This window comes from Streptomyces sp. NPDC045470 (assembly GCF_040646595.1).
Classification (GTDB): Bacteria; Actinomycetota; Actinomycetes; order Streptomycetales; family Streptomycetaceae; genus Streptomyces.
In genome coordinates this window covers 62,990-76,637 of the sequence record NZ_JBEZAN010000001.1, presented here as the reverse complement: position 1 = coordinate 76,637, position 13,648 = coordinate 62,990, and the positions used below count along the sequence as shown (strand labels likewise).

The window sequence follows — 13,648 nt, the reverse complement described above, 5'->3', positions numbered from 1 at the left end:
CGTCTGCCCCCGCTGGCCGTTGGTCGCTGTGTGGCGGGAGGGGGCGGGTCGTGGGGCGGGGGCTGGAGGGCCGGGACCGTGTGCGGGTGCGGGCCAAGCGGGTCTGGCCAAGTCGGCTGCGGTTCGGCCGCGCCCTGAAGGGGCGCGGGGAACTGCGCGACCAGCCGCCTTGGTGCCGCAGACGATCGACGGCATGTCGCCGCACCTCCAGCGGAGCGCCTAGCGTTCGTGACGGGTGTTGCGGGCCATCCAGGCGGCCACCAGTGCGCCCGAGATGTTGTGCCATACGGAGAAGACGGCCGCCGGGAGTGCTGCCGCCGGGCTGAAGTGGGCGGTGGCCAGGGAGGCGGCGAGGCCGGAGTTCTGCATGCCGACCTCGAAGGCCATCGCCCGGCCTGCCGGTTTGCCCAGCCGGGCCAGGCGGCCCGCCGCGTAACCGAGGGCCAGGCCCAGGCCGTTGTGCAGGACGACCGCGAGGACGACCAGGGCCGCCGCGTCCTTGATGCGGGCGGCGCTGCCGGAGACCACGACCAGCACGATGGCCGCGATCGTCACCGCGGACAGCCACGGCAGCGCGCGCAGCGCACGGTCGACCCAGCGGCCCGCGACGAGCCGGACCAGCAGGCCGCCGAGTACCGGCAGCAGCACCGTCTTGAGGATGTCGGTCACCATCACCCCGGCGTCCACGTCCAGGAACTGGCCGGCGAGGAGGAGCGTCAGCGGTGGGGTGATCAGGGGGGCGAGGACGGTGGAGACGGTGGCGACCGAGACGGAGAGGGCGACGTCGCCGCGGGCGAGGTAGGTCACGACGTTGGAGGCGGTGCCGCTGGGCGCGCAGCCGACGAGGATGACACCGGCCGCGAGCTGCGGGGGCAGGTGGAGGGCGGTGGCGATCAGCCAGCCCAGGCCGGGCATGATCACGTAATGGGCGACCAGGCCCAGGCCCACCGCCCAGGGCCGCTTGGCGACCGCCGCGAAGTCCGGCGGCGTGAGCGTCAGCCCCATCGAGAACATCACGACGCCGAGCAGCCACGGGACGGCGGGCGCCCAGCCGGTGAACGGTGCGGGCCACAGCAGTCCGACGGCGCCCGCCGCGATCACCAGGAGAGGGAAGACGGTGACGGCACGCCGCGCCGCCCGGTCGGAGGCGGGCAGGTCGCCGGTGGGGGCGGGGCGCTGGCTGAGCTGTTCGGTGGGCACGGCGGCACCTTAGCGCCGGGCTGCGTGTACGGGGCAACGGGTTTCGGATGGTGGACGGGGGCGGGGCTCGTCGTGGGGTCAGGGGGTTGCCGATTCCGCCTCGGCTGCCTTGAGCAGGGCCGCCAGCAGTCCGGGGAACCGTTCTTCCAGGTCGTCCCGGCGTAGTGAGATGTAGCGCTCCCGGCCGATCTGGCGGGTGTGGGTCCAGCCCGCCTGCCGCAGGACGCGGAAGTGGTACGAGCCGGTGGCCCGGGTCACCGGCAGTTCGATGGCGCCGCAGCCCGCCTCGCCGTCCGCCGCGAGCCGCCGCACGATGTGCTGCCGCAGCGGGTCGCCGAACGCCTGGAGGAGCGGGCCGAGGCGGATGGCGCCGGTGTCCGGCTGGTCGGCGTCGGCCGGGGGAGAGGCGGTGGGGGGCGTGCTGCGGGCGGTCTCCGTGGGAGCCATGTTCAAAGAGCCTTCTCAGTGGGTGATACGGTCCGGACCGTCGACGTTTCGACGATCCTCTAACTGTTGGTTCGCGGCAAACCGCCGCGCACTCCCTTCCGCCGCGCGCCGTCCCCGCCGCCGTCCGAGACGAGGTTCCGCCATGTCCGCCACCGCCGCACCGGACCCGCCCGAAACCCCGCTGCGCACCCTCTTCTGCATCGGTGTCACCCAGGAGTTCTTCAACGCCGGTGACGAGGAGCGGACCGCGGTGGCCGCCGCCATCCCGCCCGCCTTCGCCCGGCTCGCCGAGCGCTTCGGCGTCCGTGTCCTCGGCACCCTCGACGACGACCAGTTCATGGTCGGCGCGTCCGCCGCCTGGCCCTGGACCTCGTACATCCTCGCCGATGTGCCCGACCTGGACACCGTGTCCCGCATCTGCGGCATCGTGCGTGACACCGAGGTGGGCGACGGGGGCGTACGCCTGTGGCGCTATCTGCGGATCGAGGCGCGGGCCGGGCGTCCGCTGTTCTTCGGCACCGAGTGACCGCTCCGTCCGCCTTCGGGAAGGAGCACTCCGTGCTCGACACCGGCCTCGCCGGCCGTACCGTCCTGATCACCGGCAGCGCCCAGGGTCTCGGCGCCGCCCTCGTCCGCGCCTTCCACGCCGAGGGAGCGTATGTCGCGGCCCTGGACCGCGACGACGCGGCCAACCGGGCGCTGGCCGCGGACCTCGACCCGGGCGGGGAGCGCGTCCGTACCGTCCACGCCGATCTGCGCGACCTCCCCGCCACCGAGGAGGCATACCGTACGGTCCGCGCCTGGCGGCCCGTGGACGTCCTGGTCAACAACGCCGCCCGGCCCCTGGCCGTCTCCCTGTGGGAGATCACCCCGGAGGAGTGGGACGAGGTCTTCGCGGTCAACCTGCGCGCCGTCTTCTTCCTCACCCGGGCCGTCGCCGGGGACATGCGCGAGCGCGGGTACGGACGCATCGTCACCATGGCCTCGATCGCCGGGCAGACGCCCCGCCCCACCGGCGCCGCGTACGGGACGTCCAAGGCCGGGCTGATCGCGCTGAGCCGGGTCTTCGCCGCCGAACTGGCCGGTGACGGCATCACCGTGAACACCGTCGCGCCCGCGATGATCGACACGCCGATGGTCCGGTCCGTCTCGCCGGAGGCGCTGGCCGGGCTGACCGCGCAGGTGCCGCTCGGGCGGATCGCCACTCCGGAGGAGGTGGCCCGCGTCGCCGTCTTCCTGGCGTCGGAGGAAACGTTCGTCACCGGCGCCACGTACGACGTGAACGGGGGCGCGTTGATGCGCTGAGGCGGCGGGGGAGCCGCCGGGTCAGCCTGTCAGGGCCTTCTCCAGCGCCTCCGTGAAACGGTCGGTCGTCGCCCGGTCCCGTACCGCCAGCCGCAGCCACTCCGGGCCCAGCCCCGGAAACGTGTCACCGCGCCGTACCGCGAAGCCGAGTGTCCGCAGCCGGGTGCGGGCAGCCGCCGCGTCCGGCATCCGGACCAGGACGAACGGGCCCTCGGCCGGAGTCATGACGTGCACCCGCTGGCCGTCGGGGCCGCGTACCTGCGCCAGCCGGGCCAGCAGTTGGTCCCGGTCCGCCGCGATCTGCCGGGCCGCGTCCGCCGCCTCCGCCAGCGCCGCCGGTTCGCAGCACGCCTCGGCCGCGGCGAGGGCCGGAGCCGAGACCGGCCACAGGGGCTGGGCCCGTTCCAGGTCCGCGATGGTTTCCGGGGCGGCCAGTACGTAGCCGATCCGCAGGCCCGCCAGTCCCCATGTCTTGGTCAGGCTGCGCAGTATGACCAGCCCCGGCACGTCCGTACGCGACGCCAGCGACGCGTGCTCGCCGGGCACCGCGTCCATGAACGCCTCGTCCACGACCAGGGTGCGGCCGGGCCGCGCCAGCCGGGCGATCTCCTCGGCGGGGTGCAGGACGGAGGTGGGGTTGGTCGGGTTGCCGACGATGACGAGGTCGGCCGCGTCGGGGACCGCGTCCGCGTCCAGCCGGAAGCCGTCCCGCTCGGAGAGCAGCAGCCGCTCGACCGGGTGCCCGGCGTCGCGCAGCGCCGACTCGGGCTCGGTGAACTGCGGGTGCACGACGAGCGGCCGCCGGGCCCGTACGGCGCGGGCGATCAGCACGAACGCCTCCGCCGCGCCCGCCGTCAGCAGCACCCGTTCCGGCGGGAGGCCGTGCCGCGCCGCCACCGCCCGGCGGGCCGGGCCGCCGTCCGGGTACGCGGCGAGCCCGTCCAGCGAGGCCGCGATGCGTGCCTTGAGCCAGGCCGGCGGCGTCCCGGCGCGCACGTTGACCGCGAGATCGGTCAGCCCGGCGTCCGCGCCGCGCACTTCGGCGTCCCCGTGGTGACGCAGGTCCGGTTCGTACGGGTACGGGCCGGGTATGCCGCCGGGGGCGGCGGGCGGCGGGGTGGTCACGACGTCTCCTTGGTGCAGAGGTGGTGAGGTGTGCGTCCGTGTGCCACGGCGCAGGTGGCCCGGGCCCCTGGCCCCGACGTGCGTTTGCCGACGAGGAGCCGGGCCGGGCGGGCGTGGGGAGGCGTTGCGGGGTTCGTGCCGGAACCACTCATGGCGAGGGCGTCCGCGCCGGCCAGCGCGGCGGCCTCCGCGACGCTGGGCGTGCCGGTGGCGGCCAGTGCCGCCGGGGACGGATGCGGTACGGGCACGGTGGCCAGCACCTCGGCCGGGTACGCCAGCAGCGGCACGCCGAGCCGGCCGGCCGCCTCGGCCAGCCCCGGCTCCGCCGCCTTGGTGTCCACGGTCGCGAGCGCGGTGATCGCTTCGGGTGTCGTACCCGCGGCCGCGAGAGTGTCCTTGACGAGTGCCAGCACCTCGGTGGCCTGGACGCCCCGGCGGGCGCCGACGCCGACGACGACGATCGGTTCCGGGCTCATCGCGTCGGTCCCGCGCCTCGGACAGCCGGGTTCCGTACGCCCAGGGTCCGGGCGCCCGCGCTCCGGACATGCGGGATGCCCGGCCGGTCAGTAAGCAGGAGTGAGGGGTGCCGGAACCCCGGGGAAGGGGTGACACCGTGCCGGTGGTCATCGCGCTGGGCGCGTTCCTGATGACCCTGGTCGGCGGCTGGGTCGCCCACCGGGTCACCGACCGCCGCCACCTGGTCCTGGGGCTGGCGGGCGGCCTGATGCTGGGCGTGGTCGGCCTCGACCTGCTGCCCGAGGCGCTGGAGGCGGCGGGAGAGGAGATCCACGGCGTGCCGGCCGCGCTGCTCTGTTTCGTCCTGGGGTTCCTCGCCGCGCACGCGGTGGAACGGCTGCTGGCGGTCCGCAAGGCGGCGCACGGCATGGACCCGGAGGAACGGGTGCCGCAGGTCGGCCTGACGGCCGCGGCCGCCATGGTGGTGCACAGCTTCATGGACGGCTTCGCGATCGGCCTGGCGTACCAGGTGGGGCGGGAGATGGCGGTGGCCGTGGCGATCGCCGTCATCGCCCACGACTTCGCGGACGGCTTCAACACGTACACGATCACCAGCCTGTACGGGAACGCCCGCAACCGGGCGCTGACCATGCTCGGCGCGGACGCGCTGGCCCCGCTGGCCGGTGCCGCCTCGACGCTGCTGTTCACCCTTCCGGAGCAATGGCTCGGGATTTACCTGGGCTTCTTCGGCGGCGTCCTGCTCTACCTGGCGACCTCCGACATCCTCCCCGAGGCGCACCACGACCATCCCGCGCTGTCCACCCTGCTGTGCACGGTGGCGGGTGTGGGGTTCATCTGGCTGGTGGTCGGCCTCGCGGGCTGAACCGGTGCGCCGGGAGTGCACGCCACCGGGAGGAAAGGTCACGGCGCGCCGGCTCCCAGGCCGACCGAGACCGGCCCGTTGCGGCCCTCCAGTACGGCCGACAGGCCCGGTTCGTCGCCCGCATCGACGGTGAGCGTGGCGCCCAGGGCGGCCAGCTCGGCGCGGATCGTCGACGGGTCGGGGTGCGTACCGGAGAACGCGCGCAGCGGTACGACCGGCAGTCCCGGCGCGGCGGCCGGGTGTGGCGTGGCACCCCAGTCCAGCAGGAACGGGACCAGGCCGCCGCCGGTACGCGGTGGCGTCAGCGTCCAGGAGAGCGTGCTGCCGTCCGGTGTGCGGCGGGACATCGTCACCGGCTCACCCGGGTCGTAACCCAGCGCACGGGCCTGTGCCACCTGCCCGGCGATCCCGCGCACCCGGACCGCCCAGTGGGCCAGCCGGGGGCCGCGCAGCGCGTCGATGCCGAACCAGCGCGGCGCCTCGGGCGCGGGCTGCGCGGGGTCCGGGCCGATGATTTCCAGGTAGGCGCCGTCGCCCAGGCCCAGCAGGGCGTTGCGGGTGCCCCGGCCAGGGTGGCCGCCGCCCGGCACCGGCCGGACGCCGGTCAGCGCGGCGACCTCGGCGGCGGTGTCCTCCAGGTCGGGTGTGGCGAGGACCAGGTGGTCCAGTACGGCGTCAGCCACAACGGGCCTCCAGCGGCGGGCGGTCGGCGGCACGGGCGGCCAGGCGGCGGGCCAGCGACGGCTCGGCCGCCCAGTGGACGTGCAGGTACGAGGCGTGCACCCCGCCCTGGACGTGGCCCTCCACCCGGCGTGCGGGGTGGGTCATGCCCCAGGCGGGGGACGCGCCCGCGCCCGGTTCCAGCACCGTACGGTGGAACTCGTGGCCGCGCACCCGCGTACCGGCCACGGCCAGGGCGTTGTCGGCCAGCGCCACCGCCTCCCGGTAGCCCAGGGTGAGCCGCTCCGACATCCGCGCGTCGGCGGGCAGCACTCCGCACATCGGCTCGCCGTCGAGGGTCCGTGCCAGGTACAGCAGCCCCGCGCACTCGGCGACGACCGGCGCGCCGGAGGCCGCCAGGTCCACCACGGCCCGGCGCAGCGGCGCGTTGGCCGACAGTTCGGCCGCGTACATCTCGGGGAAGCCGCCGCCGATCACCAGGGCCTGCGTCCCGGCGGGCAGCCGCTCGTCGCGCAGCGGGTCGAAGACGGCCACCTCGGCTCCGGCGGCCGTCAGCAGTTCGGTGTGCTCGGCGTACGAGAACGTGAACGCGGCGCCGCCCGCGACGGCCACCACGGGCTTGCCGGGGACCGCGGCCGCACCCTGCGTGCCCGTCACGCTCCGTGCGACGGCGAGCGCCGGGTCCCAGGCCGTGCCGGGCAGTTCCGGCGCGCTGTGCGCCAGCGCCAGCAGGACCTTGAGGTCGCAGCCCTCCCGTACCTGGGCGGCCTGCGCCCGTACGGACTCCAGCGCGTCGGCCTGCCGTTCGGCGACCGGGATCAGGCCCAGGTGCCGGGACGGCGTCTGCACCTGCGGCGCCCGGCGCAGCGCGCCCAGTACCGGCACGCCCGCCTCGTCCAGCGCCGCGCGCAGCAGCTCCTCGTGCCGGTCCGAGCCGACCTTGTTCAGGATCACCCCGGCCAGCCGTACCTCCGGGTCCCAGGACGCGAAGCCGTGCACCAGCGCGGCCACCGACCGGGACTGCGCCGAGGCGTCCACGACCAGCACCACCGGCGCCCGCAGCAGCTTGGCGACCTGTGCGGTGGAGGCCAGTTCGCCGAACCCGGAGGCGCCGTCGTAGAGCCCCATCACGCCTTCGACCACCGCCAGGTCGGCACCGGCCGACCCGTGCAGGAACAGCGGCGCCAACTGGCCGGGACCGCACAGGTACGCGTCCAGGTTGCGGCCCGGCCGGCCCGTGGCCAGCGCGTGGTAGCCCGGGTCGATGTAGTCCGGGCCCACCTTGTGCGCGGAGACCGTGAGCCCGGCCTCGGTGAAGGCCGCCATCAGGCCGGTGGCGACGGTCGTCTTGCCGCTGCCCGAGGCGGGCGCGGCGATGACGAGCCGGGGGATCGTACTCACGGTCTGGCTGCTCCTGGTCCTGCCGCTCCGGTCGCTGTGGTGTCCGGCCGTGCCGTCACCACTCGATGCCCCGCTGGCCCTTCTGGCCCGCGTCCATCGGGTGCTTGACCTTGGTCATCTCGGTCACCAGGTCCGCGAAGTCGCACAGCTCCTGCGGCGCGTTGCGGCCGGTGATCACGACGTGCTGGTGGCCCGGCCGGTCGCGCAGGACGGAGACGACCTCGGCGGGGTCCACCCATCCCCAGTGCATCGGGTAGGCGAACTCGTCGAGCACGTACAGCTTGTACGTCTCGGCGGCCAGGTCCCGCTTGACCTGCTCCCAGCCCTCGCGGGCCGCCTCCTCATTGCTGAACTGGGAGTCGCGCTGGACCCACGACCAGCCCTCGCCCATCTTGTGCCAGGCGACCGTGCCGCCCTCGCCGGTCTCGCCGAGCACCCGCAGCGCGCGCTCCTCGCCCACCTTCCACTTCGCCGACTTCACGAACTGGAACACCCCGACCGGCCAGCCCTGGTTCCAGGCCCGCAGCGCCAGCCCGAAGGCGGCGGTGGACTTGCCCTTGCCGGGGCCGGTGTGGACGAGGACCAGCGGGCGGTTGCGGCGCTGGCGTGTGGTGAGTCCGTCGTCCGGGACGACGGACGGCTGTCCCTGAGGCATTAAGCGGCCCTCCGAGTGGTGTGGTGGTTGCCCTGTCCGCGCACGTCGCGGACGAGTGCGGAGACGCTGTCCGCGCGCAGTTCGTCGAGGGTGACGGCGGTGCCCTGGAGGTCGCGGGCCAGCTCGCCCGCCAGACCCAGCCGTACCGGCCCGGCCTCGCAGTCCACGACCACCGAGGCGACGCCCTCGGCGCCCAGCAGCCGTGCGGCGCGCGAGGTGCGCACCAGCGGCTCGGGGCCGCCGGTGGACCGCCCGTCGGTGACGACCACCAGCAGTGGCCGCCGCGAGGCGTCCCGCAGCCGTTCCACCCGCAGCACCTCGTGCGCCTTGAGCAGGCCCGCGGACAGCGGTGTCCGGCCGCCGGTGGGCAGCGACTCCAGCCGGGCCGCGCCCGCCTCCACCGACGAGGTGGGCGGCAGCGCCAGTTCGGCCTCCGCGCCGCGGAAAGTGATCATGCCGATCTTGTCGCGCCGCTGGTAGGCGTCGAGCAGCAGCGAGAGCACCGCGCCCTTGACCGCGCTCATCCGCTTGCGCGCCGCCATCGAACCGGACGCGTCCACGACGAAGAGCACGAGGTTGCCCTCCCGGCCCTCGCGCACCGCCTCGCGCAGATCGTCCCGGCGCACCACCAGACCCGGGCCGCGGCGGCCGCGCGCCACCTGGTGCGGCGCGGCGGCCTGCACGGTCGCGGCCAGGTGCAGCTTGGTCAGGGTGCCCTGCGGGCGCCGGGCGCCGGTGGTCCGGCCGTGCGCCGTACGGGCGCGGGAACGCCGGCCGTCCGCGCCCTCGCCGAGCCCCGGCACGTCCAGCCGCCGCGTACGGAACGGCTCGCCCGCGCCGACGGCGGCCTTCTCGCCGCCCCCGCCAGGAGCGTTCTCCCCGTCGCTCTCGGACTGGGCCTTCGGGTCGGCGGGGGCCGGGTCCGCCTCCGGGGCCTGCGGCTGCTCGGGCAGGTGCGGCTGGTCGTGCGGTGCCTGGGCGTCCTCGCCCTGCGGACCGTCCGTGCCGCCGTCGCCGTCCTGCGGCGGCTGTCCGCCGCCGGGCCCGTCGGGGCCGTCGTCGGGGCCGCCGTCCGGGTCGGGTTCCGGGTCGGGTTCCGGGTCGTCGTCCTCGTCGGCGGCGAACTCCTCCAGCGTCCGGTCGAGCTTGTCCTCGTCCAGGCCGGGGGCGTCGAACGGGTTGCGGCGGCGCCGGTGGGGGAGCGCCAGCAGGGCGGCCTGCCGTACGTCCTCCTCGCGGACCTCCGTACGGCCCGCCCAGGCGGCCAGCGCGCAGGCGGTACGCGCCATCACGATGTCGGCGCGCATGCCGTCCACCTCGAACGCGGCGCACACCGCGGCGACCTGCCGCAGCACCGCGTCCCCGAGGGCCACGTCCGGCAGCAGCGCCCGCGCGGCGGCGATCCGCTCCCGCAGCTCGCCCTCCTCGACGGCCCAGCGGCCCGCGAAACCCTCCGGGTCCGCGTCGTAGGCCAGCCGCCGCCGGACCACCTCCACCCGCTGGTCCGGCTCGCGGGACGCGGCGACCTCCACGGTCAGCCCGAAGCGGTCCAGCAACTGCGGCCGCAGTTCGCCCTCTTCGGGGTTCATGGTGCCGACGAGCAGGAAGCGCGCGGCGTGCCGTACGGAGACACCCTCGCGCTCCACGTACGAGGCGCCCATGGCGGCGGCGTCCAGCAGCAGGTCCACGAGGTGGTCGTGGAGCAGGTTGACCTCGTCGACGTACAGGATGCCGCGGTGCGCGTCCGCCAGCAGGCCCGGCTCGAACGCCTTCACGCCCTCCGACAGCGCCCGTTCGATGTCCAGCGCGCCGACCAGCCGGTCCTCGGAGGCGCCGACGGGGAGTTCGACCATGCGGGCCGGGCGGTCCTCCGCGCCGGCCGCCTCGTGCGGGCCGTCCGGGCAGGCCGGGTCCGGCGCGGCCGGGTCACAGGAGAAGCGGCAGCCGGTGACGACGGGGACGTCCGGCATCAGCGCCGTCAGGCCCCGCACGATCGTCGACTTCGCGGTGCCCTTCTCGCCGCGGACGAGCACCCCGCCGATGGCCGGCGAGATGGCGTTGAGCAGCAGGCTCAGCCGCATGTCGGACATGCCGACGACCGCGGTGAACGGGTAAGGGACCGATGCCATTAAGGAGTACCCCCTTCGAGGGACGTGCGGTGTGCGGGCGCGGCAGAGGCCGCGCCGGGTGCGGCCGGGGTGCGGGGTGGCGGCGGTATCGGCGGCGCCCCCGGTGGTACGAACGGCAGTCCCGCCGGTACGCCGTCCTCGATGAGCCGCAGCAGCGCCTCCGTGTCCGCGTGCTCCTCGATGAGGTCGCCGAGCCGGTCGAGCTGCTCCTCGCGCAGCGCGGCGAAGCTGGTGTCCGGCGCCGGGACGAACGCGCGGCCGGCGTCGGCGGCCACCCGCCGCAGGAACGCCCGCCGGAAGCCGTCGCTCTCCAGCGAGCCGTGCCAGTGGGTGCCCCAGACCGCGCCGGACCGGCAGCCGTCCAGGAAGGGCTGCCCGCCGAAGACCTCGGCCACGCCGTGGTGGATCTCGTACCCCTCGACCGGCTCGCCCAGCGCCTCGCCGGACGGCCGGGCCAGGGTCTTGTCCGCCGCGAACCGTACGCGTACGGGCAGCAGGCCCAGCCCGTCCACCGTGCCGGCCTTCGACTCGACCTCGTCCTCGATCCGTTCGCCCAGCATCTGGAAGCCGCCGCAGATGCCGAGCACCGGGCGGCCTTCCGCGGCCCGCCGCCGCACCGCGTCCGCGATGCCGCGCTCGCGCAGCCACTGGAGCGCTCGGACGGTGCCGCGGGTGCCGGGCAGCACCACCAGATCGGCGTCGGCCAGCTCTTCGGGACGGTCCACGAACCGCACCACGACGCCCGGTTCGGCGGCGAGCGCGTCCACGTCCGTGAAGTTCGACATCAGCGGTACGGCGGCCACCGCGACCCGCAGCACGTCGGCGCCGTGCGGCGGCGCGACGACGCTCTCGCGTACCGCGCCGCGCAGCGACACGCGCAGGCCGTCCTCCTCGTCGATGCCGAGTCCGTGCGCGAACGGCAGCACCCCGAGGGCGGGCCGCCCGGTCAGCTCCTTCAGCATGTCCAGGCCCGGCTCCAGCAGCGTCACATCGCCCCGGAACTTGTTGACGAGATAGCCCGCGACCAGCGCCTGGTCCTCCGGGGACAGCAGCGCCGTGGTGCCGAAGAAGGAGGCGAACACCCCGCCCCGGTCGATGTCGCCGACCACCACGGCCGGGATACGGGCGGCGCGCGCGATGCCCATGTTCACGATGTCGGAACGCCGCAGGTTGATCTCGGCCGGGCTGCCCGCGCCCTCGCAGATCACCGCGTCGTGCGTACGCCGCAGCTCCTGGAGGCAGTCCGTGACCGTACCGAGCAACTGCTCCTGACGGCCCGCGTGGTAGCCGCGCGCGCTCAGCTCGCCCACCGGCTTGCCCATCAGCACGACCTGGCTGCTGCGGTCACTGCCCGGCTTCAGCAGCACCGGATTCATCAGGGCGCTCGGCTCGACGCGCGCCGCGGCGGCCTGCATGGCCTGCGCCCGCCCGATCTCCGCGCCCTCGCGCGTCACGAACGAGTTCAGCGACATGTTCTGCGCCTTGAAGGGCGCCACCTTGATTCCCTTGCGGGCCAGCCAGCGGCAGATGCCCGCCGTCACCACACTCTTGCCCGCGTCGGACGTGGTGCCCGCCACCAGCAGCCCGCCGCCGAGCGGTGCTTGACCCGGTCCGTTCACGTGGCACTCCTCGCCGTCCGCACTCCGCTGCTCACTTGGCCCTCCTGGCTGTACGGGATCGTCGTACCGCTCCGGCTGTACGGGTTCGCCGTACAGCCCCCGCCGCCAGCCGGCCCGCGACCGTGGCCGCCAGGGCCAGCGCGCTCACCCGGCGCGACAGGGCCACGGCCCGCTCGATGTCCGGCACCGCGACCGGCCGGCCCGCGTCGCCGTTGAGCACCGGCCGGTGCTCGACCCGGCCGCCGTACGCCAGGGTGCCGCCCAGCCGCACCCCCAGCGCCCCGGCGAACGCCGCCTCCACCGGGCCCGCGTTGGGGCTCGGGTGGGACGGGCCGTCCTGGCGCCAGGCGCGCCACGCGCCCCGCCGGTCCGGGCCCGCCAGCACCGCCAGCGCGGCGGTCAGCCGGGAGCCGGGGTAACCGGCCACGTCGTCGAGCCGGGCCGAGGCCCACCCGAAGCGGCGGTGGCGTGGCGACTTGTGCCCCACCATCGCGTCCAGCGTGTTCACGGCCCGGAAGGCCAGCAGTCCCGGCACACCGGCGGCCGCGCCCCAGACCAGGGCGCCGACCACCGCGTCCGAGGTGTTCTCGGCGACGGATTCGACCACCGCGCGCGCCATCTGCTGCCCGTCCAGGGCCTGCGGGTCGCGCCCGCACAGGTGCGGCAGCCGCTCGCGCGCCACGTCCAGGTCGCCCGCCGCGAGCGCACCGCCGACGGCCCGCGCCTCGCGGCCCAGCGAGGTGCCGCCCAGGACGGCCCAGGTGGCGGCGGCGGTCAGTGCGACGGATGCGGGGAAGGCGGCGGGGGAGCGGCGTACGGCGCGGTCGAGCAGCGCGGCACCGGCGGCGGTGCCGCCCGCGAGCAGCGCGGTGTGCAGGGCGCCGGTCCCGCGGTGGTCGCGCCACAGACGGCGTTCCACTGCGGCCGCGGCCCGCCCGAAGGCGGCCACGGGATGACCGCGCCGGGGGTCGCCCACGACCAGGTCGCCGAGGAAACCCAGGGCCGCGCCGCACGCGTAGCCGGCGTGTTCGGCACGCATCGGATCAGACCGCCGTCGCGCCTCGGAGGGATGGCGTGGGGGTACGTCCAGCAGATTGCGCACTGCGGCCGGGCATGGCGGTAGGTCCTCACTCAGGGTCCGCGCCCTGGCTCGACGGGTACGGCGACGAGAGTCTCCTGGCTCCCCGGATCGGCGCTTCCCCCGGCCTTCCAGTCCGTACGGGAACCTGCGTCGCGGGACGCGGACCGTGGCCCTTGGTGGAGGGGCGCTCCCCGGTGACAGTGGCGGGACCGCGCCGGATTCTCACCGGACTTCCTCATCTGTCGCCGATTGGCTCCGGCAGTCCACCACGCTCCGCCAAGCCCGTCAACTCACGCTTGACCTGCGGTGCGGGGCGGCGGCAGTGCCTGTGTCCCAGGACACAGGCGTCCGGTGGCCGCGGCGGGGATGCCGCGGCCACCGGACGCCCGGGGTGCCGTGCCGTGGCTCAGGCGGCCACGATCAGGTAGATCCCGTACGCCACGGCCGCCGCGCACAGCGCGAAGCAGGCGTACGCCCCGGCCCGCGCCGCCCCGCCGGAAGCGGCGGGCCCGTCGGCGGTCACCGGCGTCCCCTCCTGCTGCGGCTTGCGGGACGTGCCGACGATGCCGAGGGTGAACAGGCCCACGATCCCGACCGTCACGAACAGCGTGACGCCGAAGACCTGGCCGAGAGCTGCCCAGTCGATGCTCATTGCGTTCTCGTTCC

General features: G+C 75.1%; 14 protein-coding genes and 1 riboswitch. Of the genes, 3 read left to right on the top strand and 11 right to left on the bottom strand.

Annotated features, from left to right (window positions below):
• Positions 1–219: 219 nt before the first annotated feature.
• Together AB0A97_RS00375 and AB0A97_RS00370 are read right to left on the bottom strand one after the other, a co-directional pair.
• On the bottom strand, positions 220–1,200 hold the full coding sequence (locus AB0A97_RS00375; RefSeq protein ID WP_361142349.1) for a bile acid:sodium symporter family protein: 981 nt from the start codon (positions 1,198–1,200) through the stop codon (positions 220–222).
• Between the two features lie 78 nt (positions 1,201–1,278).
• Positions 1,279–1,647 carry a transcriptional regulator gene (locus tag AB0A97_RS00370; RefSeq protein ID WP_361142346.1) on the bottom strand — a complete coding sequence of 123 codons (369 nt, stop codon included), beginning with the start codon at positions 1,645–1,647 and terminating at the stop codon, positions 1,279–1,281.
• 142 nt (positions 1,648–1,789) lie between these two features.
• Here AB0A97_RS00370 and AB0A97_RS00365 point away from each other — a divergent pair, with 142 nt between their 5' ends.
• Together AB0A97_RS00365 and AB0A97_RS00360 are read left to right on the top strand one after the other, a co-directional pair.
• On the top strand, positions 1,790–2,173 hold the full coding sequence (locus AB0A97_RS00365) for a hypothetical protein (RefSeq protein ID WP_361142343.1): 384 nt from the start codon (positions 1,790–1,792) through the stop codon (positions 2,171–2,173).
• Positions 2,174–2,205: 32 nt separating this feature from the next.
• The gene (locus AB0A97_RS00360; protein WP_361142340.1) at positions 2,206–2,952 is read left to right on the top strand and encodes an SDR family NAD(P)-dependent oxidoreductase; all 747 of its coding nucleotides are present in this window, start codon (positions 2,206–2,208) and stop codon (positions 2,950–2,952) included.
• A 21-nt stretch (positions 2,953–2,973) separates the two neighbouring features.
• On the opposite strand, the gene cobC is transcribed toward AB0A97_RS00360, so the two are convergent.
• Both cobC and AB0A97_RS00350 read right to left on the bottom strand, forming a co-directional pair.
• Positions 2,974–4,077 carry an Rv2231c family pyridoxal phosphate-dependent protein CobC gene (gene cobC / locus AB0A97_RS00355; RefSeq protein WP_361142337.1) on the bottom strand — a complete coding sequence of 368 codons (1,104 nt, stop codon included), beginning with the start codon at positions 4,075–4,077 and terminating at the stop codon, positions 2,974–2,976.
• Complete coding sequence (locus tag AB0A97_RS00350; RefSeq protein WP_361142335.1) at positions 4,074–4,553, bottom strand: cobalamin biosynthesis protein; 480 nt, start codon at positions 4,551–4,553, stop codon at positions 4,074–4,076. Before AB0A97_RS00350 ends, cobC begins: the two co-directional genes overlap by 4 nt.
• Positions 4,554–4,690: 137 nt before the next feature.
• Here AB0A97_RS00350 and AB0A97_RS00345 point away from each other — a divergent pair, with 137 nt between their 5' ends.
• Complete coding sequence (locus AB0A97_RS00345; protein ID WP_361142332.1) at positions 4,691–5,416, top strand: ZIP family metal transporter; 726 nt, start codon at positions 4,691–4,693, stop codon at positions 5,414–5,416.
• A 38-nt stretch (positions 5,417–5,454) separates the two neighbouring features.
• On the opposite strand, the gene AB0A97_RS00340 is transcribed toward AB0A97_RS00345, so the two are convergent.
• From AB0A97_RS00340 to AB0A97_RS00310, 7 genes are all read right to left on the bottom strand, one after another.
• Complete coding sequence (locus AB0A97_RS00340; protein ID WP_361142329.1) at positions 5,455–6,099, bottom strand: VOC family protein; 645 nt, start codon at positions 6,097–6,099, stop codon at positions 5,455–5,457.
• Complete coding sequence (locus AB0A97_RS00335; RefSeq protein WP_361142327.1) at positions 6,092–7,498, bottom strand: cobyrinate a,c-diamide synthase; 1,407 nt, start codon at positions 7,496–7,498, stop codon at positions 6,092–6,094. The genes AB0A97_RS00340 and AB0A97_RS00335 overlap by 8 nt, the downstream gene beginning before the upstream one ends.
• Before the next feature lie 55 nt (positions 7,499–7,553).
• Positions 7,554–8,153 (bottom strand): cob(I)yrinic acid a,c-diamide adenosyltransferase, encoded by a 600-nt coding sequence (gene cobO / locus AB0A97_RS00330; RefSeq protein ID WP_361142324.1) that lies wholly within the window; start codon positions 8,151–8,153, stop codon positions 7,554–7,556.
• Entirely contained in the window at positions 8,153–10,282 is a 2,130-nt protein-coding gene (locus AB0A97_RS00325; protein WP_361142321.1) for a putative cobaltochelatase, read from the bottom strand. The genes cobO and AB0A97_RS00325 overlap by 1 nt, the downstream gene beginning before the upstream one ends.
• On the bottom strand, positions 10,282–11,901 hold the full coding sequence (locus AB0A97_RS00320; protein WP_361142318.1) for a cobyric acid synthase: 1,620 nt from the start codon (positions 11,899–11,901) through the stop codon (positions 10,282–10,284). Before AB0A97_RS00320 ends, AB0A97_RS00325 begins: the two co-directional genes overlap by 1 nt.
• Before the next feature lie 31 nt (positions 11,902–11,932).
• Positions 11,933–12,940: a cobalamin biosynthesis protein gene (locus tag AB0A97_RS00315; protein WP_361142315.1), complete on the bottom strand. Its 1,008-nt coding sequence runs from the start codon at positions 12,938–12,940 to the stop codon at positions 11,933–11,935.
• A 130-nt stretch (positions 12,941–13,070) separates the two neighbouring features.
• A riboswitch (cobalamin riboswitch) is annotated at positions 13,071–13,221 on the bottom strand.
• Positions 13,222–13,388: 167 nt separating this feature from the next.
• On the bottom strand, positions 13,389–13,634 hold the full coding sequence (locus AB0A97_RS00310) for a hypothetical protein (protein WP_361142312.1): 246 nt from the start codon (positions 13,632–13,634) through the stop codon (positions 13,389–13,391).
• Between the last annotated feature and the right edge of the window lie 14 nt (positions 13,635–13,648).

What these genes read in the sequence shown, in the direction of transcription:
- AB0A97_RS00315 (WP_361142315.1), bottom strand. Translation starts at nt 12,940, where the DNA reads ATGCGTGCCGAACACGCCGGCTACGCGTGCGGCGCGGCCCTGGGTTTC.
- AB0A97_RS00365 (WP_361142343.1), top strand. Translation starts at nt 1,790, where the DNA reads ATGTCCGCCACCGCCGCACCGGACCCGCCCGAAACCCCGCTGCGCACC.
- AB0A97_RS00370 (WP_361142346.1), bottom strand. Translation starts at nt 1,647, where the DNA reads ATGGCTCCCACGGAGACCGCCCGCAGCACGCCCCCCACCGCCTCTCCC.
- cobO (WP_361142324.1), bottom strand. Translation starts at nt 8,153, where the DNA reads ATGCCTCAGGGACAGCCGTCCGTCGTCCCGGACGACGGACTCACCACA.
- AB0A97_RS00310 (WP_361142312.1), bottom strand. Translation starts at nt 13,634, where the DNA reads ATGAGCATCGACTGGGCAGCTCTCGGCCAGGTCTTCGGCGTCACGCTG.
- AB0A97_RS00325 (WP_361142321.1), bottom strand. Translation starts at nt 10,282, where the DNA reads ATGGCATCGGTCCCTTACCCGTTCACCGCGGTCGTCGGCATGTCCGAC.
- AB0A97_RS00350 (WP_361142335.1), bottom strand. Translation starts at nt 4,553, where the DNA reads ATGAGCCCGGAACCGATCGTCGTCGTCGGCGTCGGCGCCCGCCGGGGC.